The organism is Streptomyces sp. NPDC002032 (genome assembly GCF_042890765.1).
Classification (GTDB): Bacteria; Actinomycetota; Actinomycetes; order Streptomycetales; family Streptomycetaceae; genus Streptomyces.
In genome coordinates, this window is sequence record NZ_JBIASM010000004.1 from 1 (window position 1) to 25507 (window position 25507).

General features: G+C 75.5%; 26 protein-coding genes and 1 tRNA gene. 14 read left to right on the forward strand and 13 right to left on the reverse strand.

The annotated features are described in order from the left end of the window. Nucleotides 1-199: 199 nt before the first annotated feature. From ACFYYT_RS11625 to ACFYYT_RS11635, 3 genes are read right to left on the reverse strand one after another with little or no spacing between them, the layout of a single operon-like run. Entirely contained in the window at nt 200-847 is a 648-nt protein-coding gene (locus tag ACFYYT_RS11625; RefSeq protein WP_351830701.1) for a methyltransferase domain-containing protein, read from the reverse strand. Then, complete coding sequence (locus tag ACFYYT_RS11630; RefSeq protein ID WP_351830704.1) at nt 844-1476, reverse strand: DUF2064 domain-containing protein; 633 nt, start codon at nt 1474-1476, stop codon at nt 844-846. The genes ACFYYT_RS11625 and ACFYYT_RS11630 overlap by 4 nt, the downstream gene beginning before the upstream one ends. Next, entirely contained in the window at nt 1473-2222 is a 750-nt protein-coding gene (locus ACFYYT_RS11635; RefSeq protein WP_351830707.1) for a glycosyltransferase, read from the reverse strand. Before ACFYYT_RS11635 ends, ACFYYT_RS11630 begins: the two co-directional genes overlap by 4 nt. Nucleotides 2223-2354: 132 nt before the next feature. Here ACFYYT_RS11635 and ACFYYT_RS11640 point away from each other — a divergent pair, with 132 nt between their 5' ends. Next, on the forward strand, nt 2355-3089 hold the full coding sequence (locus ACFYYT_RS11640; RefSeq protein ID WP_388607921.1) for a response regulator transcription factor: 735 nt from the start codon (nt 2355-2357) through the stop codon (nt 3087-3089). Beyond that, nucleotides 3086-4249: a HAMP domain-containing sensor histidine kinase gene (locus ACFYYT_RS11645; RefSeq protein WP_351830713.1), complete on the forward strand. Its 1164-nt coding sequence runs from the start codon at nt 3086-3088 to the stop codon at nt 4247-4249. The genes ACFYYT_RS11640 and ACFYYT_RS11645 overlap by 4 nt, the downstream gene beginning before the upstream one ends. 50 nt (nt 4250-4299) lie before the next feature. On the opposite strand, the gene ACFYYT_RS11650 is transcribed toward ACFYYT_RS11645, so the two are convergent. Continuing rightward, nucleotides 4300-5364, reverse strand: a complete 1065-nt coding sequence (locus tag ACFYYT_RS11650; RefSeq protein ID WP_351830716.1) for an NAD-dependent epimerase/dehydratase family protein — start codon at nt 5362-5364, stop codon at nt 4300-4302. A 178-nt stretch (nt 5365-5542) separates the two neighbouring features. On the opposite strand from ACFYYT_RS11650, the gene ACFYYT_RS11655 reads away from it, so the two are divergent. Then, nucleotides 5543-5896 (forward strand): DUF805 domain-containing protein, encoded by a 354-nt coding sequence (locus ACFYYT_RS11655; RefSeq protein ID WP_351830718.1) that lies wholly within the window; start codon nt 5543-5545, stop codon nt 5894-5896. A gap of 183 nt (nt 5897-6079) precedes the next feature. Continuing rightward, on the forward strand, nt 6080-8299 hold the full coding sequence (locus tag ACFYYT_RS11660; protein WP_351830721.1) for an NADP-dependent isocitrate dehydrogenase: 2220 nt from the start codon (nt 6080-6082) through the stop codon (nt 8297-8299). A 72-nt stretch (nt 8300-8371) separates the two neighbouring features. On the opposite strand, the gene ACFYYT_RS11665 is transcribed toward ACFYYT_RS11660, so the two are convergent. The 4 genes from ACFYYT_RS11665 to ACFYYT_RS11680 all read right to left on the reverse strand — a co-directional run bounded on the left by ACFYYT_RS11665 (nt 8372) and on the right by ACFYYT_RS11680 (nt 12402). Continuing rightward, nucleotides 8372-9295, reverse strand: coding sequence for a formylglycine-generating enzyme family protein (locus tag ACFYYT_RS11665; RefSeq protein ID WP_351830724.1), 924 nt, complete (start codon nt 9293-9295; stop codon nt 8372-8374). Between the two features lie 30 nt (nt 9296-9325). Continuing rightward, complete coding sequence (locus ACFYYT_RS11670; protein ID WP_351830726.1) at nt 9326-10744, reverse strand: sulfatase; 1419 nt, start codon at nt 10742-10744, stop codon at nt 9326-9328. A gap of 200 nt (nt 10745-10944) precedes the next feature. Then, the gene (locus ACFYYT_RS11675; RefSeq protein ID WP_351830729.1) at nt 10945-11412 is read right to left on the reverse strand and encodes a hypothetical protein; all 468 of its coding nucleotides are present in this window, start codon (nt 11410-11412) and stop codon (nt 10945-10947) included. A gap of 171 nt (nt 11413-11583) precedes the next feature. Next, nucleotides 11584-12402, reverse strand: a complete 819-nt coding sequence (locus ACFYYT_RS11680) for a hypothetical protein (RefSeq protein WP_388607619.1) — start codon at nt 12400-12402, stop codon at nt 11584-11586. A 284-nt stretch (nt 12403-12686) separates the two neighbouring features. On the opposite strand from ACFYYT_RS11680, the gene ACFYYT_RS11685 reads away from it, so the two are divergent. Beyond that, nucleotides 12687-14108: a hypothetical protein gene (locus ACFYYT_RS11685; protein ID WP_351826529.1), complete on the forward strand. Its 1422-nt coding sequence runs from the start codon at nt 12687-12689 to the stop codon at nt 14106-14108. A 39-nt stretch (nt 14109-14147) separates the two neighbouring features. On the opposite strand, the gene ACFYYT_RS11690 is transcribed toward ACFYYT_RS11685, so the two are convergent. Continuing rightward, on the reverse strand, nt 14148-14987 hold the full coding sequence (locus ACFYYT_RS11690) for an arylamine N-acetyltransferase (protein WP_351826528.1): 840 nt from the start codon (nt 14985-14987) through the stop codon (nt 14148-14150). Nucleotides 14988-15207: 220 nt separating this feature from the next. Here ACFYYT_RS11690 and ACFYYT_RS11695 point away from each other — a divergent pair, with 220 nt between their 5' ends. After that, a complete protein-coding gene (locus ACFYYT_RS11695; protein ID WP_351826527.1) occupies nt 15208-16968 on the forward strand; it encodes an endo-1,3-alpha-glucanase family glycosylhydrolase in 1761 nt (586 codons plus the stop codon). 278 nt (nt 16969-17246) lie between these two features. Further along, nucleotides 17247-18404 carry an aminotransferase class V-fold PLP-dependent enzyme gene (locus tag ACFYYT_RS11700; protein ID WP_351826526.1) on the forward strand — a complete coding sequence of 386 codons (1158 nt, stop codon included), beginning with the start codon at nt 17247-17249 and terminating at the stop codon, nt 18402-18404. Here the strand turns inward: ACFYYT_RS11700 and cobF are convergent. Then, the gene (gene cobF, locus ACFYYT_RS11705) at nt 18391-19143 is read right to left on the reverse strand and encodes a precorrin-6A synthase (deacetylating) (RefSeq protein WP_351826525.1); all 753 of its coding nucleotides are present in this window, start codon (nt 19141-19143) and stop codon (nt 18391-18393) included. The genes ACFYYT_RS11700 and cobF overlap by 14 nt on opposite strands. An 18-nt stretch (nt 19144-19161) precedes the next feature. Between cobF and ACFYYT_RS11710 the strand changes: the two genes are divergently transcribed. The 4 genes from ACFYYT_RS11710 to ACFYYT_RS11725 are packed head-to-tail and all read left to right on the forward strand — an operon-like array spanning nt 19162 to nt 22500. Beyond that, nucleotides 19162-19917: a (Fe-S)-binding protein gene (locus tag ACFYYT_RS11710; protein WP_351826524.1), complete on the forward strand. Its 756-nt coding sequence runs from the start codon at nt 19162-19164 to the stop codon at nt 19915-19917. Next, on the forward strand, nt 19914-21464 hold the full coding sequence (locus tag ACFYYT_RS11715; RefSeq protein ID WP_351826523.1) for a lactate utilization protein B: 1551 nt from the start codon (nt 19914-19916) through the stop codon (nt 21462-21464). The genes ACFYYT_RS11710 and ACFYYT_RS11715 overlap by 4 nt, the downstream gene beginning before the upstream one ends. After that, complete coding sequence (locus ACFYYT_RS11720; RefSeq protein ID WP_351826522.1) at nt 21461-22105, forward strand: LUD domain-containing protein; 645 nt, start codon at nt 21461-21463, stop codon at nt 22103-22105. Before ACFYYT_RS11715 ends, ACFYYT_RS11720 begins: the two co-directional genes overlap by 4 nt. 5 nt (nt 22106-22110) lie before the next feature. After that, entirely contained in the window at nt 22111-22500 is a 390-nt protein-coding gene (locus ACFYYT_RS11725; RefSeq protein WP_351826521.1) for a VOC family protein, read from the forward strand. A 50-nt stretch (nt 22501-22550) separates the two neighbouring features. Here the strand turns inward: ACFYYT_RS11725 and ACFYYT_RS11730 are convergent, their stop codons facing one another. Then, the gene (locus tag ACFYYT_RS11730; RefSeq protein WP_351826520.1) at nt 22551-23057 is read right to left on the reverse strand and encodes a DUF309 domain-containing protein; all 507 of its coding nucleotides are present in this window, start codon (nt 23055-23057) and stop codon (nt 22551-22553) included. Between the two features lie 109 nt (nt 23058-23166). On the opposite strand from ACFYYT_RS11730, the gene ACFYYT_RS11735 reads away from it, so the two are divergent. The 3 genes from ACFYYT_RS11735 (at nt 23167) to ACFYYT_RS11745 (ending at nt 24207) form a co-directional block, all read left to right on the forward strand. Further along, a tRNA-Pro gene (locus ACFYYT_RS11735) sits at nt 23167-23240 on the forward strand. A gap of 153 nt (nt 23241-23393) precedes the next feature. Then, entirely contained in the window at nt 23394-23759 is a 366-nt protein-coding gene (locus ACFYYT_RS11740; protein WP_351826519.1) for an STAS domain-containing protein, read from the forward strand. Nucleotides 23760-23778: 19 nt separating this feature from the next. Further along, the gene (locus ACFYYT_RS11745; RefSeq protein ID WP_351826518.1) at nt 23779-24207 is read left to right on the forward strand and encodes an ATP-binding protein; all 429 of its coding nucleotides are present in this window, start codon (nt 23779-23781) and stop codon (nt 24205-24207) included. Between the two features lie 38 nt (nt 24208-24245). On the opposite strand, the gene ACFYYT_RS11750 is transcribed toward ACFYYT_RS11745, so the two are convergent. Then, nucleotides 24246-24842 (reverse strand): hydrolase, encoded by a 597-nt coding sequence (locus tag ACFYYT_RS11750; protein WP_351826517.1) that lies wholly within the window; start codon nt 24840-24842, stop codon nt 24246-24248. Between the two features lie 32 nt (nt 24843-24874). Beyond that, nucleotides 24875-25312, reverse strand: coding sequence for a MarR family transcriptional regulator (locus ACFYYT_RS11755; protein ID WP_351826516.1), 438 nt, complete (start codon nt 25310-25312; stop codon nt 24875-24877). Nucleotides 25313-25507 lie beyond the last annotated feature (195 nt).

Below are 25507 nucleotides of genomic sequence, written 5' to 3' on the forward strand. Positions count from 1 at the left end.
GGGGGGGCGGCCCCGGCGGCGGGGGGCGGGGCGCGGGGGTGGGGGGGGCGCGGGCCGGGGGGGGGGGGGCCGGGGGGGGGGGGGGGGCCCCGGCCCCCCCCCCCCCGCCCCCGCGCCGCCCCCGCGCCCCCACGCCCGCCCACCCCCACGCCCTCTCGACCTCGTCCGCGCGCCGCCCGGGCCGCGCGGGCCCGCTGGTTCACGGGGAGCGGCGCAGTTCCACGAACGCGCGGCCGGTGGTGGTCCACTGCCGGCTCCGGGTCCAGCCCGTCGCCGCGGCGTGCGCGGTCAGGGCGCGGACGCCGGTACGGGCCCAGGTGAAGGGGGTGCCCACGGCGCCGCGGCCGTCGGCGACCCGGACCTCGCAGTGCTCGTCCACGTCGACGTCCTCGCACTCCACGATCAGCGTCCCCGTGGCGGCGAGCACCTCGGCCATCCGGGCGAGCAGGGCCGCCGGATCGCCGCCGATGCCGATGTTCCCGTCGATCAGCAGGGCCGTCTCCCAACGGCCCTCGCCCGGAAGGGGGTCGAAGACCGACCGGTGCAGGGCGCTGCCGCCCGCGCGGGCCGTACGGGCCACCGCCTCCGGGCTCACGTCGATGCCCAGCGCCCGGTGGCCCCGGGCGGCCAGGGCCGCCACCAGCCGCCCGGGGCCGCAGCCGATGTCGAGGACGGCGCCCCGGCAGCGCGCCAGCACCGTCCGGTCGGCGCGGTCGGGGGCCTCGCACCACCGCTCCACGTCGAGCGGGAGCAGCCAGCCGTCGCCGCGGCGCAGGAACAGCGGGCCCCGACCGTTGCGCAGGGCCAGGGCGTACGGGTCGGCCGTCCAGGCCGGCGCGGCGGTCACCGTGCCGCCCGGGGCGCCGTCGCGGACAGGGCCGCCAGCCGGGCCGCGAACGCCCCCGAGGGGGCTTCGGCCGCCACCGCGCGGGCGTCCTCGGCGGTGTCCACGTCGCGCAGCAGCGGCAGCCGGCCGGTGCGCAGTCCGGCCGCCCGCAGCCGCTCGTACTGCACGGCGCCCGTGGTGGGGAGCGACATGGGCACCCCGCGCAGCAGCGCGGGGTCCGGCCGCCGCAGGCCCAGCGCCCAGAAGCCCCCGTCCAGGGCGGGCCCGAACCAGGCGTCGTACGCGTCCCAGTCGACGGTCAGCAGGGCCGGCGTGACCTGGGGGGTGTCCATGCCGATCAGCAGCGCGGGCCCCGAGCAGGCGCCGAACGCCGCCGCGAGGCGCTCGTCCAGGGCTCCGGCCACCTGCGGGAGCACCTCGAAGCCGGGCGGCAGCCAGGGCCCGGGCCGTCCGTCGAGTACGAGGACCCGCCGGCCGGCGGGGGCCGCGGCGACGGCGGCCAGGGAGTCGGCCAGCGCGGCCTCCGCCAGGGCGGCCGCCTCGTGCGGGGTGAACGCCGGGCTGAGCCGGGTCTTGACCCGCCCCGGGAGGGGTTCCTTCGCGATCACCAGCAGGGTCGTCCCCGTCATCGGGCACCCCCGGTGGTGGCTGCGCGGTCGCCGGCGCCGGGACCGGCCGGCCCGGCGGATCCCGGGGGCCCGGCCGGGCCGGGGGGCTCGGCGAGCACCCGGCTCATGTCGCGCACGGCCTGCCAGGTGCCCCGCCAGGTGCCGGTCACCTTCGACTTGCCGGTGCGTGGCAGGTACGGCACGTCCACCTCGCGCACCCGCCAGCCCGCGTCGGCGGCGCGCACCACCATCTGCAACGGGTAGCCGGAGCGCCGGTCGGTCAGCTCCAGCCCCAGCAGGTCGGTGCGGCGGGCGGCGCGCAGCGGGCCGAGGTCGCGCAGCCGCAGGCCGGTGCGGCGCCGCAGCAGCCGGGCCAGCACCAGGTTGCCCACCCGGGCGTGCAGGGGCCAGCCGCGCAGGCCGCGCGGCCGGCGCCGGCCGAGGACCAGAGCGGCCTCGCCGGCGGCCACGGCCGCCACGAAGGGGACCAGCAGCCCCGGGTCCAGGGAGGCGTCGCAGTCGCAGAAGCAGACGACCTCCGCCTCGGCGGCGAGCAGCCCGGCGTGGCAGGCGGCGCCGAACCCGCGCCGGGACTCGGTCACCACGGTGGCGCCGAGGGCCCGGGCGATCTCCGCCGAGCCGTCGGTGGACCCGTTGTCCACGACCACGGCCCGCCAGCCGGCCGGGATGCGGGCGAGCACCCAGGGCAGCGCCCCGGCCTCGTTCAGACAGGGGAGGACGACATCAACACTCACGGTCACGGTCACGGGATCACCGTAGGAATCCCGGGGCCCGAACGGGGTCCCACACTCCTTACGAAACGCGGACGTCACCCCCGGTGGCCCGGGGGAGGGGTCCGGTCGCGACGGGCGGATGGGACGCTGGACGGTATGAACAGCATGGAAGCGCCGCCCGCGAGGGTGCTCGTCGTCGATGACGACCCCACCGTCTCGGAGGTCGTCGCGGGCTACCTGCGGCGCGCCGGGTTCGCCGTCGAGGAGGCGGGCGACGGGCCCGCCGCCCTCGACGCGGCCGCCCGGGTCCGCCCGGACCTGGTGGTCCTGGACCTGATGCTGCCGGGGATCGACGGGCTGGAGGTCTGCCGGCGGCTGCGCGCGGCCGGACCCGTACCGGTGATCATGCTGACCGCGCGCGGGGACGAGGACGACCGGATCACGGGCCTGGAGGTCGGTGCCGACGACTACGTCACCAAGCCGTTCAGCCCGCGCGAGCTGGTCCTGCGGGTCACCTCCGTGCTGCGGCGCAGCCGCGCGGCGGGCGGCGCGGGCGGCCCCGGAGGCCCGGGCGCCCCGGTGTCCGGGCTGCTGACCGGCGGCGGGCTCTCGCTCGATCCCGCCACACACCGGGCCACCCGCAACGGCGGGGAACTCGCGCTGACCCTGCGCGAATTCGACCTGCTGGCGCACTTCCTGCGGCATCCGGGCCGGGCCCACGGGCGGGAGGAGCTGATGCGGGAGGTGTGGGGCTGGGACTTCGGGGACCTGTCGACGGTGACGGTGCACGTACGGAGGCTGCGCGCCAAGATCGAGGAGGATCCGGGCCGGCCGCTGCTGATCCGGACCGTCTGGGGCGTCGGCTACCGCTTCGAGCCCGCCGGGGAGGTGGCGGCGTGAAGGACGTCCTGCTCATCGCGCTGTTCGCGCTCGGCGGCGCCGCGTGTGCCGGGGTGCTGGGGGCGGGCGTGCTGCGGCTCGTGCGGCGCCGGTCGGTGGCGGTGTCCCTGACGGTGATCGCCGGGGTCACCGTCACGGCCATGCTGGCCGGGACCCTGGCCGTGGCCCAGGCGATGTTCCTGTCCCCGCACGACCTGGGGGTCGTCACCCTCGTGGCGGCGATGGCGGCGGTGGTCTCGCTGGCCACCGCGCTGCTGCTGGGCCGCTGGGTGGTCGCCCGGAGTCGGGAACTGTCCCTGGCCGCTCGGGACTTCGGCGACGGTGGCAGGTTCGCCGCGCCGCCGGGGCAGACCACCGCCGAGCTGGACGCGCTGAGCCGGGAACTGGCCGCGACCAGCGACCGGCTCGCCGCCTCACGGGAGCGGGAACGCGCGCTGGAGGCCTCGCGGCGGGAGCTGGTCGCCTGGATCTCGCACGATCTGCGGACGCCGCTGGCCGGGCTGCGGGCGATGTCGGAGGCGCTGGAGGACGGCATGGCCGCCGATCCGGCCCGCTACCACCGGCAGATCCGTACCGAGGTGGAGCGGCTCAACACGATGGTCGGGGACCTCTTCGAACTGTCGCGGATCCATGCGGGGGCGCTGGCGCTGAGCCCGAGCCGGATGTCCCTGTACGACCTCGTCGCGGAGGCGCTGTCCGGGGTGGACCCGCTGGCGCGGGAGCACGGGGTGCGGCTGGTGGGGGAGGCGGTGGAGCGGGTACCGGTGGAGGTCGACGCCAAGGAGATGACCCGGGTCCTGGCGAACCTGCTGGTCAACGCGATCCGGCATACGCCGGCCGACGGGACGGTGGCCATCGCGGCCGACACCGGGGCCCGGGACGGGGTGGTGGTCCTGTCGGTGACGGACGGCTGCGGGGGCATCCCGGCGGAGGACCTGCCGAGGGTGTTCGACACCGGCTGGCGGGGGGCGGCGGCGCGGACGCCGGTGCCCCCGGCGGGCGCGGGGGCCCCGGCCGGGGCCGGGGCGGGGCTCGGGCTGGCGATCGTACGGGGCATCGTGGAGGCCCACGCCGGCCGGACCGCCGTCCACAACGTCCCGGGCGGCTGCCGCTTCGAGGTCACGCTGCCCCTGCCCTGGGCGGGCGCGGCCGTCGGGTGAGCCGGAGACGGGGCGGGGGGCGAACCCCCGGCCCCGTCACCGCCCCCGCCTCAGACCGCGGCGGCCGCCGAAGGGCGCTGGGGGGCGGTGGCCAGTTCCGCCATGCCGGCGGCGAAGGAGGTGCGGGGGCGCCAGCCCAGATCGGCGCGCAGGCGCCCGGAGTCGGCCGTGATGTGGCGGACGTCGCCCAGCCGGTACTCGCCGGTGACCACCGGGGCGGGACCGCCGTGGGCGGCGGCGAGCGCCCCTGCCATCTCGCCGATCGTGCGGGGCTCCCCGCTGCCCGTGTTGTACGGGGTGCAGCCGCCCGGCGCGAGACGGGTGAGGGCCTCCAGCGCGGTCACGTTGGCCTCCGCGACGTCCCGGACGTGGACGAAGTCCCGTCGCTGCGCGCCGTCCTCGAAGACCCGCGGGGCCTCGCCCCGGGCCAGCGCGGAGCGGAAGAAGGAGGCCACCCCCGCGTACGGGGTGTCGCGGGGCATCCCCGGGCCGTACACGTTGTGGTAGCGCAGCGACACCGCCCGGCCGTCCACGCTCCGGGCCCACGCGGCCGCCAGGTGCTCCTGGGCCAGCTTCGTGGTGGCGTACACGTTGCGGGGGTCGGCCGGGGCGTCCTCGCCGACCAGCCCGGGGGTGAGCTCCGCCCCGCAGTCGGGGCACAGCGGCTCGAAGCGGCCCGCCTCCAGATCGGCCCGGCGGCGCGGCCCGGGCCGGACGGTCCCGTGGCGCGGGCAGGCGTAGCGGCCCTCCCCGTAGACCACCATGGAGCCGGCCAGGACGAGCCGGTGCACGCCCGCCCGCGCCATCTCCGCGAGCAGGACCGCCGTGCCGAGGTCGTTGACGCCCACGTACTGCGGGGCGTCGGCGAAGTCCTTGCCGAGGCCGACCATCGCCGCCTGGTGGCAGACGGCGTCCACCCCGCGCAGGGCGGCCCGCACCGCCTCCGGATCCCGTACGTCCCCTTCCAGGAAGCCCGTGTCCGGCAGCGGTGGCGGGACCGCGTGGGCGGCGGGGAGCAGGGCGTCCAGCACCACGGGGTCGTGGCCGTGCCGGCGCAGTGCGGTGACGATGTGGGAGCCGATGAAACCGGCTCCTCCGGTGACGAGTACGCGCATACCGGGGACGCTACGGAGCCGTGGGGCCGGACGGGGGCCGCCACGCCCTTCCGTAAGACTTCTGTCATCCGCCAAGTCCCCTGGGCGGGAGGTGGCTTGAAGGGGCCGTAGGGAGGGCATAAGTCCGGCCCGGCCCCTTCCCGTGGAGGGGCCGCAGGTTCCGTCCTCAGGGGGGCTCGTGAACTACTACACCGACGTCATCAAGCGGTACGCGGACTTCGACGGCCGCGCCCGTCGCCAGGAGTACTGGATGTTCCTCCTCTGGAACATCCCGATCGTCATCGTCCTCACGGTGATCGACTTCATGCTCGGCAGCTACCCGGTCCTCACCTGGATCTACACCCTCGCCGTCTTCCTGCCGTCCCTGGGCGTCTCCGTGCGCCGCCTGCACGACACCGGAAAGTCCGGCTGGTGGTACCTCGTGAGCCTCATCCCGTTCGTCGGATGGATCTGGATGCTGGTCCTGATGGCGACCGAGGGCCACCCGGGCGCCAACGCGTACGGGACCAACCCCAAGGAGCTGCGGGCCTGAGCCAGGCCCTTCGGGCGCCGCCCCCGCCGTCCTCGGCGGGGGCGGCGCCTTTCGCGTGCCCGGGGTGACGCGCGTCTCGTCCGGGTTGCGGCAGGGGGCTGTCCAGACCGGCCCGATCACGAGATATCTTGATGTCGAGCAATGTTGCAGACGAGAGACGCAGACTGTGGAGCGGAGCATCCGGTGACTGACTCGACCATCATCTACACGCACACTGACGAGGCCCCGGCCCTCGCGACGTATTCCTTCCTGCCTGTGATCCAGGCGTACGCGTCGACGGCCGGTGTGAATGTCGAGACCCGTGACATCTCCCTGGCCGGTCGGATCATCGCCAGCTTCCCCGAGCACCTCGAGGAGAGCCAGCGGATCGCCGACGCCCTCGCCGAGCTCGGCGAGCTGGCGAAGACGCCCGAAGCGAACATCATCAAGCTGCCCAACATCTCGGCCTCGATCCCGCAGCTGAAGGCCGCGGTCGCCGAGCTCCAGAGCCAGGGCTACGCCCTTCCGGACTACCCGGACGACCCGAAGACCGACGAGGAGCGCGAGATCCGCGCCCGCTACGACAAGGTCAAGGGCAGCGCCGTCAACCCGGTCCTGCGCGAGGGCAACTCCGACCGCCGCGCCCCCGCGTCGGTCAAGAACTACGCCAAGGCCCACCCCCACCGCATGGGCGCCTGGACCCCCGAGTCGAAGACGAACGTCGCCACCATGGGCGCCGACGACTTCCGCTCCACCGAGAAGTCCGCCGTGATGGCCGAGGACGGCACGCTCCGCATCGAGCACGTCGCCGCCGACGGCACCACCACGGTCCTGCGCGAGTCCGTACCGGTGCTCGCCGGTGAGGTCGTGGACGCGTCCGTCCTGCACGTCGACGCCCTGCGCACCTTCCTGAACGACCAGATCGAGCGGGCCAAGGCCGAGGACGTCCTGTTCTCCGTGCACCTCAAGGCCACCATGATGAAGGTCTCCGACCCGATCATCTTCGGCCACGTGGTCCGCGCCTTCCTGCCGAAGACCTTCGCGCGCTACGGCGAGACCCTCGCCGCCGCCGGCCTGTCCCCGAACGACGGCCTCGGCACCATCCTGAACGGCCTGGGCGCCCTGCCCGACGGCGACGCCATCAAGGCGTCCGTCGACGCCGAGATCGCCGAGGGCCCGGCCCTCGCCATGGTCGACTCCGACAAGGGCATCACCAACCTGCACGTGCCGTCCGACGTCATCGTCGACGCCTCGATGCCGGCCATGATCCGCACCTCCGGCCACATGTGGGGCCCGGACGGCAAGGAGGCCGACACCCTGGCCGTCCTCCCGGACAGCAGCTACGCGGGCGTCTACCAGGCCGTCCTCGACGACTGCCGCGCGCACGGCGCCTTCGACCCGGCCACCATGGGCTCGGTGCCCAACGTCGGCCTCATGGCCCAGAAGGCCGAGGAGTACGGCTCCCACGACAAGACCTTCGAGATCGCCGCCGCGGGCACCGTCCGCGTCGTCGACGCCGCGGGCAACACGGTCCTGGAGCAGGAGGTTGCCGCCGGCGACATCTTCCGCGCCTGCCAGACCAAGGACGCGCCGATCCAGGACTGGGTCAAGCTCGCCGTCACCCGCGCCCGCGCCACCGGCGTCCCGGCCGTCTTCTGGCTGGACGAGAGCCGCGCCCACGACGCGCAGCTGATCGCCAAGGTCAAGACGTACCTGGCCGACCACGACACCGACGGCCTCACCATCGAGATCCTGTCCCCGGTCAAGGCCACCGCGTACTCCCTGGAGCGCATCCGCCGCGGCGAGGACACCATCTCGGTGACCGGCAACGTGCTGCGCGACTACCTGACCGACCTCTTCCCCATCCTGGAGCTGGGCACCAGCGCCAAGATGCTGTCGGTCGTCCCGCTGATGAACGGCGGCGGCCTCTTCGAGACCGGCGCCGGCGGCTCCGCCCCCAAGCACGTCCAGCAGCTGGTCAAGGAGAACTACCTGCGCTGGGACTCCCTCGGTGAGTTCCTCGCGCTGGCCGTCTCCTTCGAGCACCTCGCGACCACCACCGGCAACGCCCGCGCCCAGGTGCTGGCCGACACCCTGGACCGCGCGACCGGCACCTTCCTCAACGAGGACAAGTCGCCGAGCCGCAAGCTGGGCGGCATCGACAACCGCGGCAGCCACTTCTACCTCGCCCTCTACTGGGCGCAGGAGCTGTCCCGCCAGACCGCCGACCCGAAGCTGGCCGCGGCGTTCGACCCGCTCGCCAAGACCCTGGCGGAGTCCGAGGGGACCATCGTCGGCGAGCTCATCGCCGTCCAGGGCTCCCCGGCCGACATCGGCGGCTACTTCCAGCCCGACCCGGCCAAGGCGGCCGCGGTCATGCGTCCCTCCGCGACGCTGAACAAGGCGCTCGCGCTGCTCGGCTGACGCCCACGGCACCAGCTGTTCCGCCCCGGCCGGCCCCGTGCCCGGCCGGGGCGGACCCGTATCCGGGCCGCGTCACACCGGCCGGGGCCCGGCGGCCACCCGGAAGCCGATGTGGCCCGCCGAGCTGTCCGGGGTGTTGCGGGTGCGGGCGGCGACCCGGTAGCGGTTGCAGTACGAGTCGTGGCACATGTGGGAGCCGCCGCGCATCGTCCGCTCCGGGCCGCCCGGCACGAACCGGTCGGCGCTCCACTCCCACACGTTGCCGACCGCCTGGTACAGCCCGTACCCGTTGGGCCGGAAGGACGCGGCGGGCGCGGTGCCCGCGTACCCGTCCGCCCGGGTGTTGCGGTCGGGGAAGTCCCCGTTCCAGATGTTGCACATGTACCGGCCGTCCGGGCGCAGTTCGTCGCCCCACGGGTAGCGCCGCCGCTCCAGCCCGCCGCGGGCCGCGTACTCCCACTCGGCTTCCGTGGGGAGCCGGGTGCCGGACCAGGCGCAGTAGGCCTGCGCGTCGTTCCAGGACACGTGCACCACGGGATGGTCCTGCCGGGCGGCGCAGGAGGAGCCGGGCCCCTCGGGGCGGCGCCAGTCCGCGCCGGCCACGGCCCGCCACCAGGGCGTGCCGGCCACCGCCGGGGACACGGCGGCGACCGCGGGCGCGAGGAATCCGGCGAAGACGAAGCTGAAGCCGAAGGACTCCGCCTCCGTGACGTGGCCCGTGGCCTTCACGAAGGAGGCGAAGCGGGCGTTGGTGACGGTGGTCGGGGCGATGCGGAACGCCCCGACCACCGCCTCCCGGACGGGACCCTCCCCGTCCGCCGGGAACCCGTCCGGGTCTTCGGACCCCATCAGGAACCGGCCGCCCGGGAGGTCCAGCAGGTCCCGGACGGCCCGCCGCACCGCCGGGTCCGTCGCCCGCGCGGGCGGGGGCTCGGCGGGTGGCGCCGTCCGCGGGGCGGGTTCGCGGACGGGCGCGCAGCAGGACTTCGGTGCCATGGATCTCTCCCGGAGGGGCCGGTGGGGGGATCAGCCGGTGCGGTCGGCGGCCAGCCGGGCGGCCAGCTCCGGTATGCCGAGGGCCCGTTCCCGGGCCGGTGTGGCCTCGTGGAGCAGGTTCTTCAGCTGGTACGGGTCCGCGACCAGGTCGTAGTACTCGCGGAAGGAGACCTGCCCGGTGCCCGAGACCGCGCCCGTCGCGTCCGTGTGCAGGTCGTAGTACTCGGTGTACTGCTTCTCCCTGGTGACGTACGAGGCCCAGGTCCTGGGTCCGGCGCCCCCGGCGCCCTGCTTCCACCACTGGACCAGCAGGTGGTCCCGGTCGGCGGCGCCGAGCAGCGAGTGCCCGTCCTGCCCGGCGGGCTGCGGGACTCCGGCGGCCTCCAGGATCGTCGGCGCGATGTCGATGTTGGCGACGATCCGGTGGTCGGTGGTCCCCGAGGCGAGTCCGCGGGCGGGCCAGGAGAGGTAGAACGGCACTTCGTGGGCGGGGGAGTAGGGCACCGACTTCTTCAGCCAGCCGTGGTCGGCCCAGGTGTAGCCGTTGTCGCCGGTGAAGATGACCAGGGTGTTATCCAGCTGGCCCAGCGCCACCAGCTTCTCGCGGATGGCCTGCACGGCGTCGTCGACCGACAGCAGGCTGCGCAGCTGGCGGGTGCGCACCTCGCGGGCGTCGTCGAGGGTGGCGGTGGCGTCCTGGATGAAGGGCGGCTTGTCGGAGCGGTCGGTCTCCGGCACGGAGGGGCGGCCGTCCCACGCGGGGACGGGCGTGCCGGCGTACTTGGGCGCCGGGACGTTCGGCGCGTGGGAGGCGTACGGGGTGACGTACGCGAACCACGGGCGGCTGTCGGTGGCGGCCGCGTCGAGGAAGGCGAGGGTCTTGTTCCGGACGATGTTGGTGGTGTAGCCGTCGATCCGCTGGACGGTGCCGTTCACGTTCCAGCGCGCGTCGTTGTAGCCGGGCTGGAGCAGCGCCCACTCCTCGAAGTGCGGCGGATTGTCCTCCAGTGTCCAGGAGTTGAGGTACTTCCCGAAGAGGCCGGTGCGGTAGCCGGCGTCCTTGAGGTGACGCTGGACGGTGGTGGACTGGTCGAGGCTGCGGGAGGCGGCGTTGTTGCGGACTCCGTGGTGGTGCGCGTGGCGGCCGGAGAACACGGAGGAGCGCGAGGGCGCGCACAGCGGGGTCGCGGAGTGCCCGTGGGTGAAGGTGACGCCCTGGCCGCCGAGCCAGTCGACGGTCTTCGGGATGGCCCAGTCGGTGTGCTTGGGCTGGTCGTCGGTGACGATCAGCAGGATGTTGGGGCGGGCTCCGGCGGGGACGGCGCCCGGCGTACCGGCCGCCCGGGCGAGGCCGGGGGCGGCGGCCGAGGCGGCCACGGCCGCGGCGCCGGCGAGGAAGCCGCGGCGGGCCACCGGGGCGGTGCGGGAGGTGCTGTCGTGCTGGCTCACGAAGGGGTCTCCTGTACGCGCGGGGGAAGGTGACGTACGTACCGGGGCCCGCGGCCGGAACGCACGGACCGCCGGAACCCGCAGGTCAGACCCTAGGATGAGGCGCTTGCCCACTCAATGACCCGCGTATGGCAGTCGTGTGGCGGCCCCGTGAAGCGAACTCCCGCCGTTGGTCGGGTCGTTCACGGGGCCCGGCGCCGTCAGAGCTGGTGCACCCGGCCCTGGCCCACCCCCAGCGGATGGCGGCCGGAGGCCAGGATGCGCACCCCGGGCGCCCGGCCGAGCAGGGTGCGCAGCCAGGAGACCGCTCCGGCGCTCAGCCGGTCGCTGTCGTCGAGCACCAGCAGCATGTCCCGCTCGGCGAGCCACGAGGCGGCGTCCGCGCTGCCGCGGGGCACGAAGGGCCTGCCGGGTACGCGGCCCAGCGCGGCCACCAGTTCCCCCACGCTGCCGTCCCGGGCCACGGGGACCACCACCGTCCCGTCGCAGAAGTTGGACGAGAGCCGGTGCGCGATGTCGCGGACGAGCAGGCTCCGCGGTTCGCGGAGACGGCCCGTGACGGTGAGCACCCGCCCCCGGCGCACGGCGGTGAGCAGCATCGACAGTTCGGCGGACGTGGTCGTCAGCGTGCCCGGCGCGCCGGGCGGCCGGAAATCCCCCATCATCACGATGCCCCCCATTGCATGCGTGACCGAGCGCGGCAGGAGGGTTCTTTCGCGCCGCGTGTCGACGATTATGCGCCAATTCCAGGGCATCGCCAGCGGAATGTCACACTCCGTCCGGGCGGTTCGTCCGGGTGATCCCGCGGGGAAACGGCCCGGCCCGGGCGGGCCGTGGCGTCAGGGCTCCCCGCGGGTGATCAGTGCGTACAGGGCCAGCAGGTCGGCGGCCCCCGCCGGATCGGGAACGGCCGAGGCCAGATGCTCCAGCGCCGGGTCGTACCGGGCGGAGCCCCCGCGCGCCGGGCGGCCGCCGCCGGCGGGCGGCACCGCCACGAGCGGCCGGGGCCGTGGGCGGGCCGGGGCCCCGCCGGGGGGCGTGCCCGCGCCACCGGGCCGGGGCGGCCCGGCCGCGCCGCCGGCGGCCGGCGTGGCGGCCGCTGTGGCGACGGCCCGGCCGAAGGCGCTCAGCGCGGCCGTGATCCGGGGCGGCGCACCGCCGTGGACGCCGCCCAGGGCGCAGGCGGCGGCGAACAACGCCCCGCGCCCCGCGGCTTCGTCGCCGGCCTCGGACCGCTCGACGAGGCAGTCGCACAGCACGCCCACCGCCGCGGAGCGGCCCGCGACGAGGCGGATCGCGAGCGCGGCCAGCGCCTCGCCCGCGCGCCCGGCCGCGAGCGGGGCCGAGGGCCGCGCCGAAGGGTCCAGGCCGGCGGTGTCCTCGTACAACAGCCCCATGACGTACACGAGTTCGATGGAAGCGGCGGCGGTGAGGGCGTCCTCCTCAAGGCCCCCCACGGCCCGCGCGGCCGCCAGCACCAGCGCGGGACCCACCGACCGCCCGGGCCGGGCGCGGCCGAGGAGCTCCGCGCAGAAGGCCCCGGTCGCCTCGGGCAGGGTGCGTACGGCGGCCCGCAGCAAGGGGTCCACGGCCGCTCGGGCCCGGTCGGGCAGGGGCGGTTCACCGGCTTCCTGCTGGTCCGTCGGGTACGGGTCCACGGGCCCGCACCACCTCCTCTCCACGCGTCTTCTCCTCCTCCTCGGCCGGTGGTGCGCGGGCGCCGTACCGGAGCGGTCCGCCACAACGGTTCCGCTCCTTCGCGATCTCGTGCGCTCCCGTACGCCAGGGACGGGTGGTGCGGCCCTGTGGCACGGTGTGCACAGCTTCCAGTGAGGCGCAGGGCGGCCGCATCCGGTACGTCCGTCCCTACCCCACCCTGTTGAATGTCCGGCCGTGTTGAAGCGATGGACACGTGTACGACCCGGCGACCTGGGCGGTTGTGATGACCGAGCGTGAACCCAACGGACGACTGCGCACCCTCCTCACCGATGCCCGCTGGAGCGGGCAGGACTTCGCCCGGGCCGTGAACGGCGTCGCGGCCGAGACCGGCCTCACCCTCTGCTACGACCGCACCTCCGTCTCCCACTGGCTGTCCGGCACCCGGCCGCCGGCCCACGTCGTCGCCCTCGCCGCCGAGGCGCTCACCCGGCGGACCGGCCGCCGGATCAGCCCGGCCGACACCGGGCTCGCCCGTCCCGCGGCGGCCCGGGCGCGGACCCGGCCGGGCGGCGGACCCGGCGGTGCCCCCCACGGCCCCGGCGCGCCGCTCCCCCCGGCGGACGGTACGCCCCCGGCGGCGGGCCGCGCGGCCCCGCTCACGGTGGGGCCGTTCGACGGGCTCCCGGTCTACTCCGCCACCTGGCGGCCCCACGAGGAGCCGGCGGCCGCGCCTTGGGCCCCGGCCCCGGAGGACCCGTCCGGGACCCGGCTCGGGCACCGCCACGTCGAGGCCGCCGAGGCCCTGCTGCCCGTCTTCCGCAAGGCCGACATGATGTGCGGCAGCGGCCAGGTCCGCCCCGCCCTGACCGCCTACCTCACCACCACCATCGCCCCCTGGCTGCGCGCCGAAGCGCCGCCCGCCGTCCGCCACCGGCTGCTGGGCGCCGCCGCGCGCCTCGCCCACACCGCCGGGTTCCTGTGCTTCGACGGCAACGAGCAGGGCCTCGCCCAGGCGTACTACCGGGCGGCGCTCCGCCTCGGCCGGGAAGCGGGGGACCCGGGCTGCTACGCCCCGGTGCTCCGGGCGATGAGCGTCCAGGCCCACCACCTCGGACACCGCGCGCAGGCCTGGGAACTGGCCCGGGCGGCGGCCCGCGAGCTGCCCCGACTGCCGCCCGGCCAGGCCGCGTTCGTCACCGGCCAGCTGGCGGTCGCGGAGGCGGCCCGCGGCGACCGGCGCGCCGCCCTGACACACCTCGCGGGCGCCGAGAGGCTGTTGGGCCGCTCGCTGGACCGCTCGCTGGACCGCTCGCTGGACCGCTCGCTGGACCGCTCGGCGGGCCGGGGCGCGCCCATCGGGGAGTACCACCGGGCCGCCTTCCACCACCAGCAGTCCGAGGCCCTGGCCGCGCTGGGCGACGTCCCGGGCGCCGAGTCCGCGCTGCTGGCCTCCCTGCGGCACCGCCCGGCCACCGAACACCGGGCCCGGGCCGTCACCACCGCCCGGCTGGCCGAACTCCAGCTGGACCGGGGCCACCTGGAGCGGGCCTGCGCCACCTGGCACGAGCTCCTCGACCTGGCGGCCCCGCTGGAGTCGGCGCGGGTCGACGACGCCCTGCGACGGCTGCGCGGCCGGCTGCGCCCCCTGCGCGCCCACCGCACGGCCCGCGCCCGCCTGGTCCGCGCGGCCGGCCCGGCCCCCTGAGGAAGGGTTCCGTCGGCCGGGGGCCGCGCGGGGCGCCCCTCACCGCCGCCGCGCGGCCGCCCACTCCTGGTGCGCGCTGTGGACGCGGTGCCACAGCGCGGCCCGCGCGGGGGCGTCGACATCGGTCAGGTCCAGCCGGAACACCCCGGTCAGGACCTCGTACCAGTCGTCGGCCGAATCGATGGTCCGCTCGTCCGTGCCCCCGGCGCCGGTCCGGCGCAGTACGCACCCGCGCAGTACGTCCACGCCCTTGGCGTCGCGGAGCTGGGCGGTGAGCACCCGGACGAAGCCGGACTCGGGTGAGGTGGAGAGCCGTTCGTGCTCCGCGGCGAAGGAGGACAGCTCCACGGGGTCCGGGGCGAAGTCCATCGCCGTGAACGAGCCGCGGGCGTCATGGGTGAACCGCCAGCCCCCGGGCACCGCCGCCGACGGGGCCAGCGCGTAGGTGAACGGCCCCTGCGTGTACGTGCCTTCGCGCAGCGGCAGCGGCTCGTGCAGCGCGTCGCCGAGCCCGGTGTCCACCAGCCACCGCCCGCCGTCGAGCGACACGGTGAGCGCGAGGTGGTCGCCGCTCGCGCCCGCCGGGTCGCGCGGGGTGGCCTGCACCCCGGCCGGGTGCAGGGTGACGTCGTAGCCGAGGGCCGTCAGCAGCGCGCCGAAGGCCCCGTTGAGGTGGAAGCAGTAGCCGCCGCGCCCGCGCACGATCCGGGCCGCGGACTCCGCGGCCCCGATGCCCGTCGGCCGCCCCAGGTGGATGTCGAGGTTCTCATAGGCGACCCGCTCCACCTGCGCCCGGTGCAGGGCCCGCAGCGCCCCGGCGGTCGGGGCGGGCGGCCGGTCCATCCCCAGCACGGCCAGGTATCCGTCGACGTCGATCATGCTTCCCCCACCCTCCGGACGGATGATCAGCATAGTCACGCGGCGGCGCGCACGGCCGGGCCCGTCCGGCCGCCCCGCCCCGCGGTCGGCGTAGGCCCGGTGGTCCCGCTGACGTACGTGCCGGGGCCCGGCTCCCGGGAACGGTTGTCCGTACGGCGGTCATCCGCTCTACTGCTGTGCAGCCCCCGCGCCGGGGCACAGGCGCGGGAGGGGCTGGGAGATGACAGCGGACGGGCGGACGGACCGGAGTGCGGGCGGCAGGGCCGGCAGGGCCGGAAGGGCCGGCAGGGCCGGAAGAGGCACCGGCCGTGCGGGCCCCCGGTCCCACCGCCGGCGTTCCCGGTTACGGGGACGCCGCCCCCTGCTCGCCTTCCTGCTGGCCGCCTTCCTCCTCGTCGGCGTCTGCGTCGGCGCCGGGATCGCCTGGCAGCCCTTCCGGGCCGCCGCCGGACAGGACGGCGCCGCGCCGGGCGCCGGCGTCCCGCGGCCCACGGCCCCACCCGCCCCGCCCGCTTCCGCCGACCCCACCGGAGCCACCGGCAGCCCCGGCCCCGGCACTTCCGCCCCCACGGCCCCCGCCCCGGCCCCGGCCCGCGGCACCGCCGGCGCCCGCCCCGCCGGAGCCCTGCCCTTCGACCTGCCGGAGCCGGCCGCGCTGCGCTCCGCCGCCGCGGGCGGCAAGCTCGTGTTCGCCCACTACTTCACCCCGTACCCGCTCTCCCTCGACAACGCGAGCGCCGACGCCGACTACTACACCCGCAACTACCTCGACCCCGCGGGCGAGAACGGCAAGCACGAGCGCTACGGCGGCCTGCTGCGCGACCGCCCGCTGCCCGTCCCGCCGAAGGGCGGCGACTGGGAGTACGCCAACCTCCAGCAGGAGGTGCGCACCGCCCGCGACGCGGGCCTCGACGGTTTCACCCTCGACCTGCTCTCCCTCACCGGCAAGAACCGCGAGCGCGCCGACCTCCTGATGAAGGCGGCCCACGCCGTCGACCCGGCCTTCCGGATCATGCTGATGCCGGACATGACCTCCCTGCGGACCGAGGACCCCGCCGTCCTCGCCGACGCCCTCGCCGCCCTCGCGCAGGCCCCCGCCGCACACCGGCTCGGCGACGGCCGCCTCGTCGTCTCCCCGTTCAAGGCGGAGGAGAAGGATCCCGCCTGGTGGAGCCGGGTGCTGGACACCCTGCGCGGCCGGTACGGCGTCCGCACCGCGTTCGTACCGCTCTTCCTCGATTTCGACGCCCACAACACGGCCTTCGCGCCCATCAGTTACGGCTTCTCCGAGTGGGGCAGCCGCAGTTACGTGGGCCAGGAGGGCGCCACGGCGGCGGTGGAGCGCAGCCACGGCCTGGGCAAGATCTGGATGCAGCCGGTGTCCGTCCAGGACGCCCGGCCGAACCAGGGGGTCTACGACGAGGCGGGCAACACCGCCACCCTGCGCGCGACCTGGACCCGCGCCATCGACGACGGGGCCGACTGGGTCCAGCTGACCACCTGGAACGACTACTCGGAGGGCAGCCAGTTCGCGCCGTCCCAGCACAACGGCTACGCCTACCTGGACCTGAGCTCGTACTACCTGACCCGCTTCAAGACCGGCCGGTGGCCGCCGATCGTCCGCGACACCCTGTACCTCACCTCGCGCACCCAGTACGCGGCCGCCGACCCGACCGGCAGCCAGTCGCTGCTGATGTCCCCGCGCAAGGGCGGCGCCGCACCCCGGGACACGGTGGAGGTGCTCAGCTTCCTGACGGAGCCCGCGAGCGTACGCACCTCCGTCGGGCCCGTCGAGGGCGGCCACGAGGCGCCGGCCGGGGTGCACGCCCGGCTGCTGCCGCTAGAACCGGGCACGAGCTCGGCGCAGGTGGTCCGCGACGGGACGGCCGGGGCCGGCGTGGAACTGCCCTACCGGGTCGACCCCGCGGTACGGGTGCAGGACCTCCAGTACTACGCGGCGAGCAGCGGCCGCGGGGCCTGACCCCGCGACGATTCGGCAGTCGACCCCCGCGAGCCGGGGCCTGCCCCCGCAGCCCGGGGCCCGGCCCCCGCGAGGCCCCGCCACCCCGGGCCGGTCCCCGGCCGCCCCGCCTGCGGGCGCGGGGCCGGGAGGTAGGCCACTCTGACGGAATCGGCCCTGTCGGGGCGGGGCGGCGGGGCCGCATGCTCCGGGGGACACCGCCCACGGGCCCCCGAGGAGCCGGGCCCCGCGCCCCGCGTCCCGCCGACGGGGCCCCCGTACCGCACCCGGAGGTATCCGTGCCCGACCCGTCCGTCCCGCCCGCCCCGTCCGCCTTCCCCGGCGGCCCCGGCCTCTTCCGGCTGGACCCCGGCGTCGCCCACCTCAACCACGGCTCCTACGGCGCCGTCCCCCTGCCCGTGCAGGAGGCCCAGGAGGTGCTGCGCGCCGAGGCCCACGCCGACCCGGACGCCTTCTTCAACGCCGTGCCCGAACGGGTCGCGGCGGCCCGCGCCCGGATCGCCGCCCGCCTCGGCGCCGACCCCGACGGCCTCGCCTTCATCGCCAACGCCACCGAGGGCGCCAACCTCGCCCTCGACGCGGCCGGACTCGCCCCGGGCGACGAGATCCTGGTCACCGACCACGGCTACGGCACGGTCATCGCGGCCGCCGCCCGCCGGGCTCCCGTCACCACCGTCGCCCTCGACCCGTACCTGCCCGACGAACACGCCGTGCGCGAGAGGGTGCTGGCCGCGCTCACCCCCCGCACGAAGGTGGCCGTCCTCGACCACGTCAGCTCGCCCACCGCCCGCCTGATCGCCGGCCCCGGCCTGCTCGCCGAACTCTCCGCGCGCGGGATCACCACCGTCGTCGACGGGGCCCACACGCCCGGCATGCTGGCCGAGCCGATCGCCGCCGGCGCCGACTTCTGGTTCGGGAACCTGCACAAGTGGGGGTACGCCCCCTCCGGCACCGCCCTGCTCGCCGTGGCCCCCGCGCACCGCTCCCGGGTCCGCTCCCTGTCGCCGTCCTGGCAGGACGAGGAGGGTTTCCCGCGCTCCGTCGAATACCGGGCCACCGCCGACTACACCGGCTGGCTGGCCGCCCCCGAGGGCCTCGACCTCATCGAACGGCTCGGAGCGGCGGACATCCGGGCCCACAACAGCGCCCTCGTCGCCTACGGAGCCGCCCTGCTCGCCCGGATCCCCGGGATCACCCCGCTCCCGTACACCCCGGGCATCGCGATGCGGTCCCTGCTGCTGCCGCCCGGCACCGCCGAAACCCAGGACGAGGCGCGGGCCCTGCGCGAGGGCCTCGCCGCCAAGACCCGGATCCGGGTGCTGATCTGGCCCCGGCCGGGCGGCGGCGGCATCCGCGTCTGCGGGCAGCTCTACAACCGCGCCGAGGAGTACGAGCGCCTCGCCGAGGTGCTGCCCGGCTTCCTCAGGGGCGCCTGAGCAGGTACGTGTCCATGATCCAGCCCTTGCGGGCCCGGGCCTCGGTGCGCAGCTCCTCGATCCGCCCGGCCACCTCCGCCAGCTTGCCCGAGACCAGGATCTCGTCCGGCGTGCCGACGTAGGCGCCCCAGTAGATGTGGAGGTCCTGGTCGAGGTGGGCCGTGAACGCGTGCCGCGCGTCCAGCATCACCACGACGTCGTCCACGTCCTGCGGCCAGCCCTCCGCGAGCCGCCGGCCCGTGGTGATCTGCACCGGGCGTCCGACCCGGTTCAGGTTGGTGCGGTGCCGCGCGAGCAGCGCCGAGACGCTGCTGATGCCGGGCACCACCTCGTGCTCGAACTTCACCCGGCCGCGCTCGCGCACCTCGTCGAGGATCGCGAGGGTGGAGTCGTAGAGGGAGGGGTCGCCCCACACCAGGAAGGCCCCGGTCTCGCCCTCCGCGAGGTCCTCGGCGATGAACCGCTCGAAGATCCCGGCCCGTGCGCTGCGCCAGCCGTCCACCGTCGGGGTGTAGTCGTCCGGGGTCCGGTCGCGGTCCGGGTCCCGGCCCTCCACCAGCCGGTGGCCCGTACGGGCGTGCTCCGCGAGCATCGCCCGGCGCAGCCCCGTCAGGTCCGACTTCTCCTCCCCCTTCTCCAGGATGAGGAACGCGTCCGCCGAGCCGATCGCGCGGACCGCCTGAAGGGTCAGGTGGTCCGGGTCGCCCGCGCCTATGCCGATCACTGAGAACTTCTTCACCCGGCTATTCTGCCCGTCATGCGTGCCGCCCTGTTCGTCACCTGCGTCAACGACGCGCTGTACCCGCGCACGGGCACCGCCGTCGTGCGCCTGCTGGAGCGCCTGGGCGTTGAGGTGGACTTCCCGGCCGCCCAGAGCTGCTGCGGACAGCCCCAGTACAACACCGGCTACCGGCGCGAGGCCGAACCGCTGCTGCGCCGTACCGCCGAGGCCTTCGCGGGCCACGCGTACGTGGTCACCCCCTCCGGCTCCTGCGCCGCGATGATCCGCGAGCAGTACCCGCGCATCGGCCGGAAGGCGGCCGAGGAGGGGCGCGGCGGCGCGCTCGCGGAACTTGCGGACGACCTCGTACCGCGGGTGTACGAGCTCACCGAGTTCCTGGTGGACGTGCTCGGCGTGAGCGACGTCGGCGCCTACTTCCCGCACACCGTCACCTACCACCCCTCCTGCCACGGCCTGCGCTCGCTCGGGCTCGGCGAGCGCCCGCGCCGGCTGCTGGCCGCCGTGAAGGGCCTGGAACTGATCGAGCTGCCCGGCGCGCAGGAGTGCTGCGGCTTCGGCGGCACCTTCGCCCTCAAGAACCCGGACGTGTCCGCCGCCATGGGCGCCGACAAGATCCGCAACGCCCGCTCCACCGGTGCGGAGGTGCTGTGCGGAGCCGACAACTCCTGCCTCGCCCACCTCGAAGGCACCCTGCGCCGCACCGGAAGCGCGCCGCGCGTCCTGCACCTGGCCGAGATCCTGGCCGCGACCGAGGCGGAGGCTCCACGATGACCGGCACGTACCTCGGCATGCCGGCCTTCCCCCCGGGCCCCGCGGATCCCCCGGGCCCCGGCGCCGCCCGCGCCCCGGGAGCCCCCGACGCCTCCGCCTTCCCTCCTTTCCCGGCCGCGGCCCGCGAGGCCGTCCAGAACCAGGTGCTCCGCGCCAACCTGCGCCACGCCACCCACACCATCCGCGACAAACGCGCCCGCGCCGTCGCCGAACTGGAGGACTGGGACCGGCTGCGCGCCGCGGGCAAGGCGGTCAAGGACCACACCCTGCGCCACCTCGACCGCTACCTCGTGCAGTTGGAGGCCGCCGTCACCGCGGCGGGCGGCACCGTGCACTGGGCGGCCGACGCCGAGGAGGCCAACCGCGTCGTCACGGAGCTGGTCCTCGCGACCGGCGAACGGGAGGTCGTCAAGGTCAAGTCCATGGCCACCCAGGAGATCGGCCTCAACGAGGCCCTGGAGGCGGCCGGGATCGCCGCCTACGAGACCGACCTCGCCGAACTGATCGTCCAGCTCGGCCACGACCGCCCCTCGCACCTCCTCGTCCCCGCCATCCACCGCAACCGCGGCGAGATCCGGGACCTCTTCCGCGCCGAGATGGCCGCCTGGGGCCGGCCGGCCCCGGCCGGCCTCGGCGACGACCCGCGCGAACTCGCCGAGGCCGCCCGCCTGCACCTGCGCGAGAAGTTCCTGCGCGCCAAGGTCGCCGTCTCCGGCGCCAACTTCATGGTCGCCGAAACCGGCACGATGGTCGTCCTGGAGTCCGAGGGCAACGGCCGGATGTGCCTGACCCTCCCCGACACCCTGATCTCGGTCGTCGGCATCGAGAAGGTGGTGCCGACCTTCCGGGACCTGGAGATCTTCCTCCAGACCCTGCCACGCTCCTCCACCGCCGAGCGGATGAACCCGTACACGAGCATGTGGACCGGCCCCGCCGACAGCGACGGACCCACCGCATTCCACCTCGTCCTCCTCGACAACGGCCGCACCGACACCCTCGCCGACGAGACCGGCCGCCAGGCCCTGCGCTGCATCCGCTGCTCCGCCTGCCTCAACGTCTGCCCCGTCTACGAACGCGCCGGCGGGCACGCCTACGGCTCCGTCTACCCCGGCCCCATCGGAGCCGTCCTCAGCCCCCAACTGCGCGGCACCGCGAGCCCGATCGACGCCTCCCTGCCCTACGCCTCCACCCTCTGCGGGGCCTGCTACGAGGTCTGCCCGGTCGCCATCGACATCCCCGAGATCCTCGTCCACCTGCGCGAACGGGTGGTCCAGGGCGGCCCCGTGACCCGCGAGGGCGTCCGCGTCCGCATCCGGCCCGCGCACGGCCAAACCGCCGAACGCGCCGCGATGCGCGCCGCCCGGCTCCTCCTCGACCACCCCGGCGCCCTGCGCGCGGGGGAGCGGCTCCTCTCCCGCGCCCGTCGGCTGCGCCCGCGCCGGCTCCCGGGGCCGGGCCGCGCCTGGACCGACACCCGGGCCCTGCCCGAGATCCCGGCGGAGTCCTTCCGCGACTGGTGGGCACGGGAAAGGCAGACCCGGCGGTGAGCGACAGGGACCGCATCCTGGCCCGTATCCGCCGGGCCGTGCCCGCCCCCGGCCCCGGCGGCCCCGGCGATTCCGGGGAGGCCGTGCCCCGCGACTACCTCCGCGTCCACGGGTCCCGCACCCCCGCCGAACGCGTCGACCTGCTCGCCGCGCACCTCACCGCGTACCGGGCGACCGTCCACCGCGCCGACGAGGACGGCCTCCCGGAGCTGCTCGCCCGGCTGCTGTCCCGGCACGCGACCGTCCTCGTACCGCCCGCCCTGCCCCCGCACTGGCTCGCCGCGGCCGACCCGACCCGGATCCACGACCGGGCCGCGTCCACCCCGGCCGAACTGGACCGCGTCGGCGCGGTGGTCACCGGCTGCGCCCTGGCCATCGCCGAGACCGGCACGATCGTCCTGGACGGCGGCCCCGACCAGGGGCGCCGGCGCATCACCCTGATCCCGGACCACCACGTCTGCGTGGTCCGCGCCCCCGGGCAGGTCGTGGACTCCGTCCCGCAGGCCCTGGAACGCCTTGACCCGACCCGCCCGCTGACCTGGATCTCCGGCCCCTCCGCCACCAGCGACATCGAGCTCGACCGGGTCGAAGGCGTCCACGGCCCCCGCACCCTGGACGTCGTCCTCCTCGGCGCACAATAGGGCCCATGCCCTCCCACATCGCCCTCACCGCCCTCGTGGTCCACGACTACGACGAGGCCATCGACTTCTACACCCGCGCCCTCGGCTTCGAGCTCGCCGAGGACACCGCCCGCCCCGACGGCTCCCGTTGGGTCGTGGTGCGCCCGCCGGGTGCCCGGGAAACCGCCCTGCTGCTGGCCCGCGCCAAGGACGACGCCCAGCGCGCCCGGGTCGGCGACCAGACCGGCGGCCGCGTCGGCTTCTTCCTCTACACCGCCGACTTCGCCGCCGACCACGCCCGGATGACCGCCGAGGGCGTCCGCTTCCTGGAGGAGCCCCGGCACGAGGCGTACGGCTCCGTCGCCGTCTTCGAGGACCTCTACGGAAACCGCTGGGACCTGCTCCAGCCGGCCTGAGCCCCCCGGTACGGGGCACCCGGGACCGCGCCCGGCCGCCGGTCAGCCGGTCAGCCGGTTCCGGGCCCGCCCGGGCCGCCCGCGCCCGCCGGGCCGGTGAGCCGGGGCGCCTCGGCCCCCGCGTCGACACGGGCCCCGGCCTCCACCCGCCGGGCCAGATCCCCGGCCCAGCCGACCAGCCCCGCCAGGTCCATCCCGTACGCCTCCCCGCACCCGGCCAGGGCCTGCGCCCCGCGCCGCAGCAGCCGGGCCCCGCCCACCGCGTTCCCCCGCGCGGCGTGCGTCAGCCCCACCGCCAGCTGCGCCAGCCCCCGCCACAGCGCCTCGTCGGCCCGGGACCCCGACTTCCAGGCGTCCTCGAACACCTCGTGCGCGTGGAAGGGCATCCCGGCGTCCAGCAGCCGCTGCGCCTCCGCCACCGTGCCGGCCGGCGTCCGCACCACCCCCTCGGGCTGCCGCTCCACGCCCTCGGCCCCGTACGGCAGCGGCCGCCCCAGCCCGTCCCGGGGCCGCGCGCTGCGCGCCCGCCCCTCACCATCGCGATCCCGTCCGTTCACCCGCCCATCCTCGCGCCCCGCGATCACCCGTGCACGCGCACCCCCCGGCGTGCGGTAATGTTCTGCATGTGCCCGCCGCGAGGGGGAAAACCCCAGGTGGACGGCACAACGGGACGTGGCGCAGCTTGGTAGCGCACTTGACTGGGGGTCAAGGGGTCGCAGGTTCAAATCCTGTCGTCCCGACTCGAAAGAGTCGTGTTTGAAGGGTCGTTTCAGAGAAATCTGGAACGGCCCTTCACGCGTTTGCGGGGCCGCCGCGCAGGGCGGCGGCGCCCGCGCATGGTTCGGCCGCGGCCGGGCAGGCGTACGAGCAGTGGGACGGAAGGGTGGTGCCGGATGGTGCCGGGACAGGGCGACGACGAGCGGTTCACGGTCGCCGCGCGTGCGGTGGACGGAGTGACGGTCCTTTCGCTCGCCGGTGAGCTGGACCACGACACGGCCGGGCCGTTGCGCGAGGCCCTGGACGCCACGGTCGAGCAGGGCGGGCGGATGGTGGTGGACATGGCGGGGCTGGCGTTCTGCGATTCCACCGGGCTGAACACGCTGCTGCACGGCCGGATCTCCGTACAGGAGGCCGGCGGCCGGCTGGAGCTGGCGGGGCTGAGCGGGCCGGTCGCGCGGATGTTCCGGATCACCGGGGCCGACGGGGTCTTCCCCGTCTACCCGGACGTCGACCAGGCCTTGCGGTCGGGCCATCGGTAGCGAGAGGGGTCGAGGGGACATGGAGCTGCGCGGGCCGGCGGACCGGAACTGGCTGCTGGTCCTGGACGGGCTCCCCGACCCCGTGTCCCGGAGCAGAGAGTTCACCCGCCGGGCGCTGACCGCCTGGAAGTGGCTGCCGGGCGAAGGCGATTCCGTCCGGGAGGCCGCCGAAGACGTGCTGCTGCTGGTGTCGGAGGTGGTGGCCAACGCCTGCCTGCACGGCGGCGGTCCCGGCGCGCTGGTCCTGGACCGTACCGAGGAGCGCCTGCGCATCGAGGTGACGGACCTCAACCCGGCGCCGCCGAAGCCGCGCGATCCCGCCGTGCGGCCCGACCCGGCCCGGCCGGGCGGGCACGGGCTGCTGATCGTGGAGCGGCTCGCCCGGGCCTGGGGCTCCCGGCCCGGGGCGGCGGGCAAGTGCGTCTGGCTGGAAGTCCCCTGGCCGTAGGCCGATCCCGGACCGGTCCCGGTCCGGTCCGTCCGGGCTCAGACCAGGGCGTCCAGGGTGGCGATGACCTCGTCGGTGGAGCTGACCCGGCCCAGGCGCGGGAAGATCTTGCCGAAGCTGTGGGCGTGCGCGTCGGCGTCCAGGTCGGTGGTGGCGTCCTCGACGAACACCAGCTTGTAGCTGTGCTCCCAGGCGGTGCGGGCGGTGGACTCGACGCCGATGCTGGTCGAGATGCCGGCCAGCACGATGCGGTGGACGCCGCGCCTGCGCAGCTGGAGGTCGAGCTCGGTACCGGTGAACGCGCCCCAGTGCCGCTTGGTGACCCGTACGTCGCCCAGCGCGGCGAGCTCGGCCGGGAACTCGGAGAACGCGGCGGGCGGGGCGGAGGCCGGCCCGGGGCTGTCCACGTCGGTCGTCGGCAGGTCGCCGCCGTCGGGCGACCAGGCCACCCTGACCAGGACCACGGGCAGGTGGCGGGCGCGGAAGGCTTCGGCGAGCGCGATGCCGTGCTTGAGGATCTCGGCGCCGGGCCGGTCGGTCGGCAGGGCCAGGATGCCCTGCTGGAGGTCGATCAGCACCAGTGCGGTGCCGGAGTCCAGGGTCAGGGTGCCATCGGAGGCGGGGGAGACGGTCATGCGGGCTCCTCGGGTGGGGTGTGTGGGGCCGGTCAGTCTTCGGCGAGGCGGCGCAGCAGCGGGACGGCCTCGGCCAGCAGCCGTCGCTCTCCGGGGGTCAGGCGCTCGGCCATCAGCTCGGCGAGCCGCCCGTGCCCGGCCTCGCGGCGCTCGCGCACGAGGGCGCGGCCCCGGTCGGTGAGGGAGACGAGCAGCCGCCGCCCGTCGGTGGGGTGCGGGGTGCGGGTGACGTACCCGTCGGCGCGCAGGGAGTTCACGGTGGCGATCAGCGACTGCGGGCGGATCTTCTCGGCGCGGGCCAGGTCGGCGGAGGTGGCCTCGCCGAGCCGGTCGAGCCGCTTGAGGACGGACATCTGGGAGAGGCTGATGCCGCCGCCCGTGGCCGCCCGCATCTGCCGCACCAGCATGCCGAGGGCCAGTTGCAGCTCCTCGGCGGTGTCACGGGGTGCCGGTCCGGGTTCCGTGGTCATGGGAACGACCGTAAGGAACGACAGGCAAACTTGCAAGATGGGCTGATGATTTCCGACGCCGCCACGGCGCGGGCGGACCGCTCGCCGTGGCCCGTGGCCCGTGGCCCGTGGGGCGGGAGTGGCGGGGGAAGCTTGGCATTCCACCCCGGACGGAGGAACGGCAGAAGAACGTTCGGTGTTCACTGGACCGACGGA

What these genes read in the sequence shown, in the direction of transcription:
- ACFYYT_RS11630 (WP_351830704.1), bottom strand. Translation starts at nt 1,476, where the DNA reads ATGACGGGGACGACCCTGCTGGTGATCGCGAAGGAACCCCTCCCGGGG.
- ACFYYT_RS11640 (WP_388607921.1), top strand. Translation starts at nt 2,355, where the DNA reads ATGGAAGCGCCGCCCGCGAGGGTGCTCGTCGTCGATGACGACCCCACC.
- ACFYYT_RS11650 (WP_351830716.1), bottom strand. Translation starts at nt 5,364, where the DNA reads ATGCGCGTACTCGTCACCGGAGGAGCCGGTTTCATCGGCTCCCACATC.
- ACFYYT_RS11665 (WP_351830724.1), bottom strand. Translation starts at nt 9,295, where the DNA reads ATGGCACCGAAGTCCTGCTGCGCGCCCGTCCGCGAACCCGCCCCGCGG.
- ACFYYT_RS11685 (WP_351826529.1), top strand. Translation starts at nt 12,687, where the DNA reads ATGACCGAGCGTGAACCCAACGGACGACTGCGCACCCTCCTCACCGAT.
- ACFYYT_RS11690 (WP_351826528.1), bottom strand. Translation starts at nt 14,987, where the DNA reads ATGATCGACGTCGACGGATACCTGGCCGTGCTGGGGATGGACCGGCCG.
- ACFYYT_RS11695 (WP_351826527.1), top strand. Translation starts at nt 15,208, where the DNA reads ATGACAGCGGACGGGCGGACGGACCGGAGTGCGGGCGGCAGGGCCGGC.
- ACFYYT_RS11710 (WP_351826524.1), top strand. Translation starts at nt 19,162, where the DNA reads ATGCGTGCCGCCCTGTTCGTCACCTGCGTCAACGACGCGCTGTACCCG.
- ACFYYT_RS11715 (WP_351826523.1), top strand. Translation starts at nt 19,914, where the DNA reads ATGACCGGCACGTACCTCGGCATGCCGGCCTTCCCCCCGGGCCCCGCG.
- ACFYYT_RS11725 (WP_351826521.1), top strand. Translation starts at nt 22,111, where the DNA reads ATGCCCTCCCACATCGCCCTCACCGCCCTCGTGGTCCACGACTACGAC.
- ACFYYT_RS11740 (WP_351826519.1), top strand. Translation starts at nt 23,394, where the DNA reads ATGGTGCCGGGACAGGGCGACGACGAGCGGTTCACGGTCGCCGCGCGT.
- ACFYYT_RS11745 (WP_351826518.1), top strand. Translation starts at nt 23,779, where the DNA reads ATGGAGCTGCGCGGGCCGGCGGACCGGAACTGGCTGCTGGTCCTGGAC.
- ACFYYT_RS11750 (WP_351826517.1), bottom strand. Translation starts at nt 24,842, where the DNA reads ATGACCGTCTCCCCCGCCTCCGATGGCACCCTGACCCTGGACTCCGGC.
- ACFYYT_RS11755 (WP_351826516.1), bottom strand. Translation starts at nt 25,312, where the DNA reads ATGACCACGGAACCCGGACCGGCACCCCGTGACACCGCCGAGGAGCTG.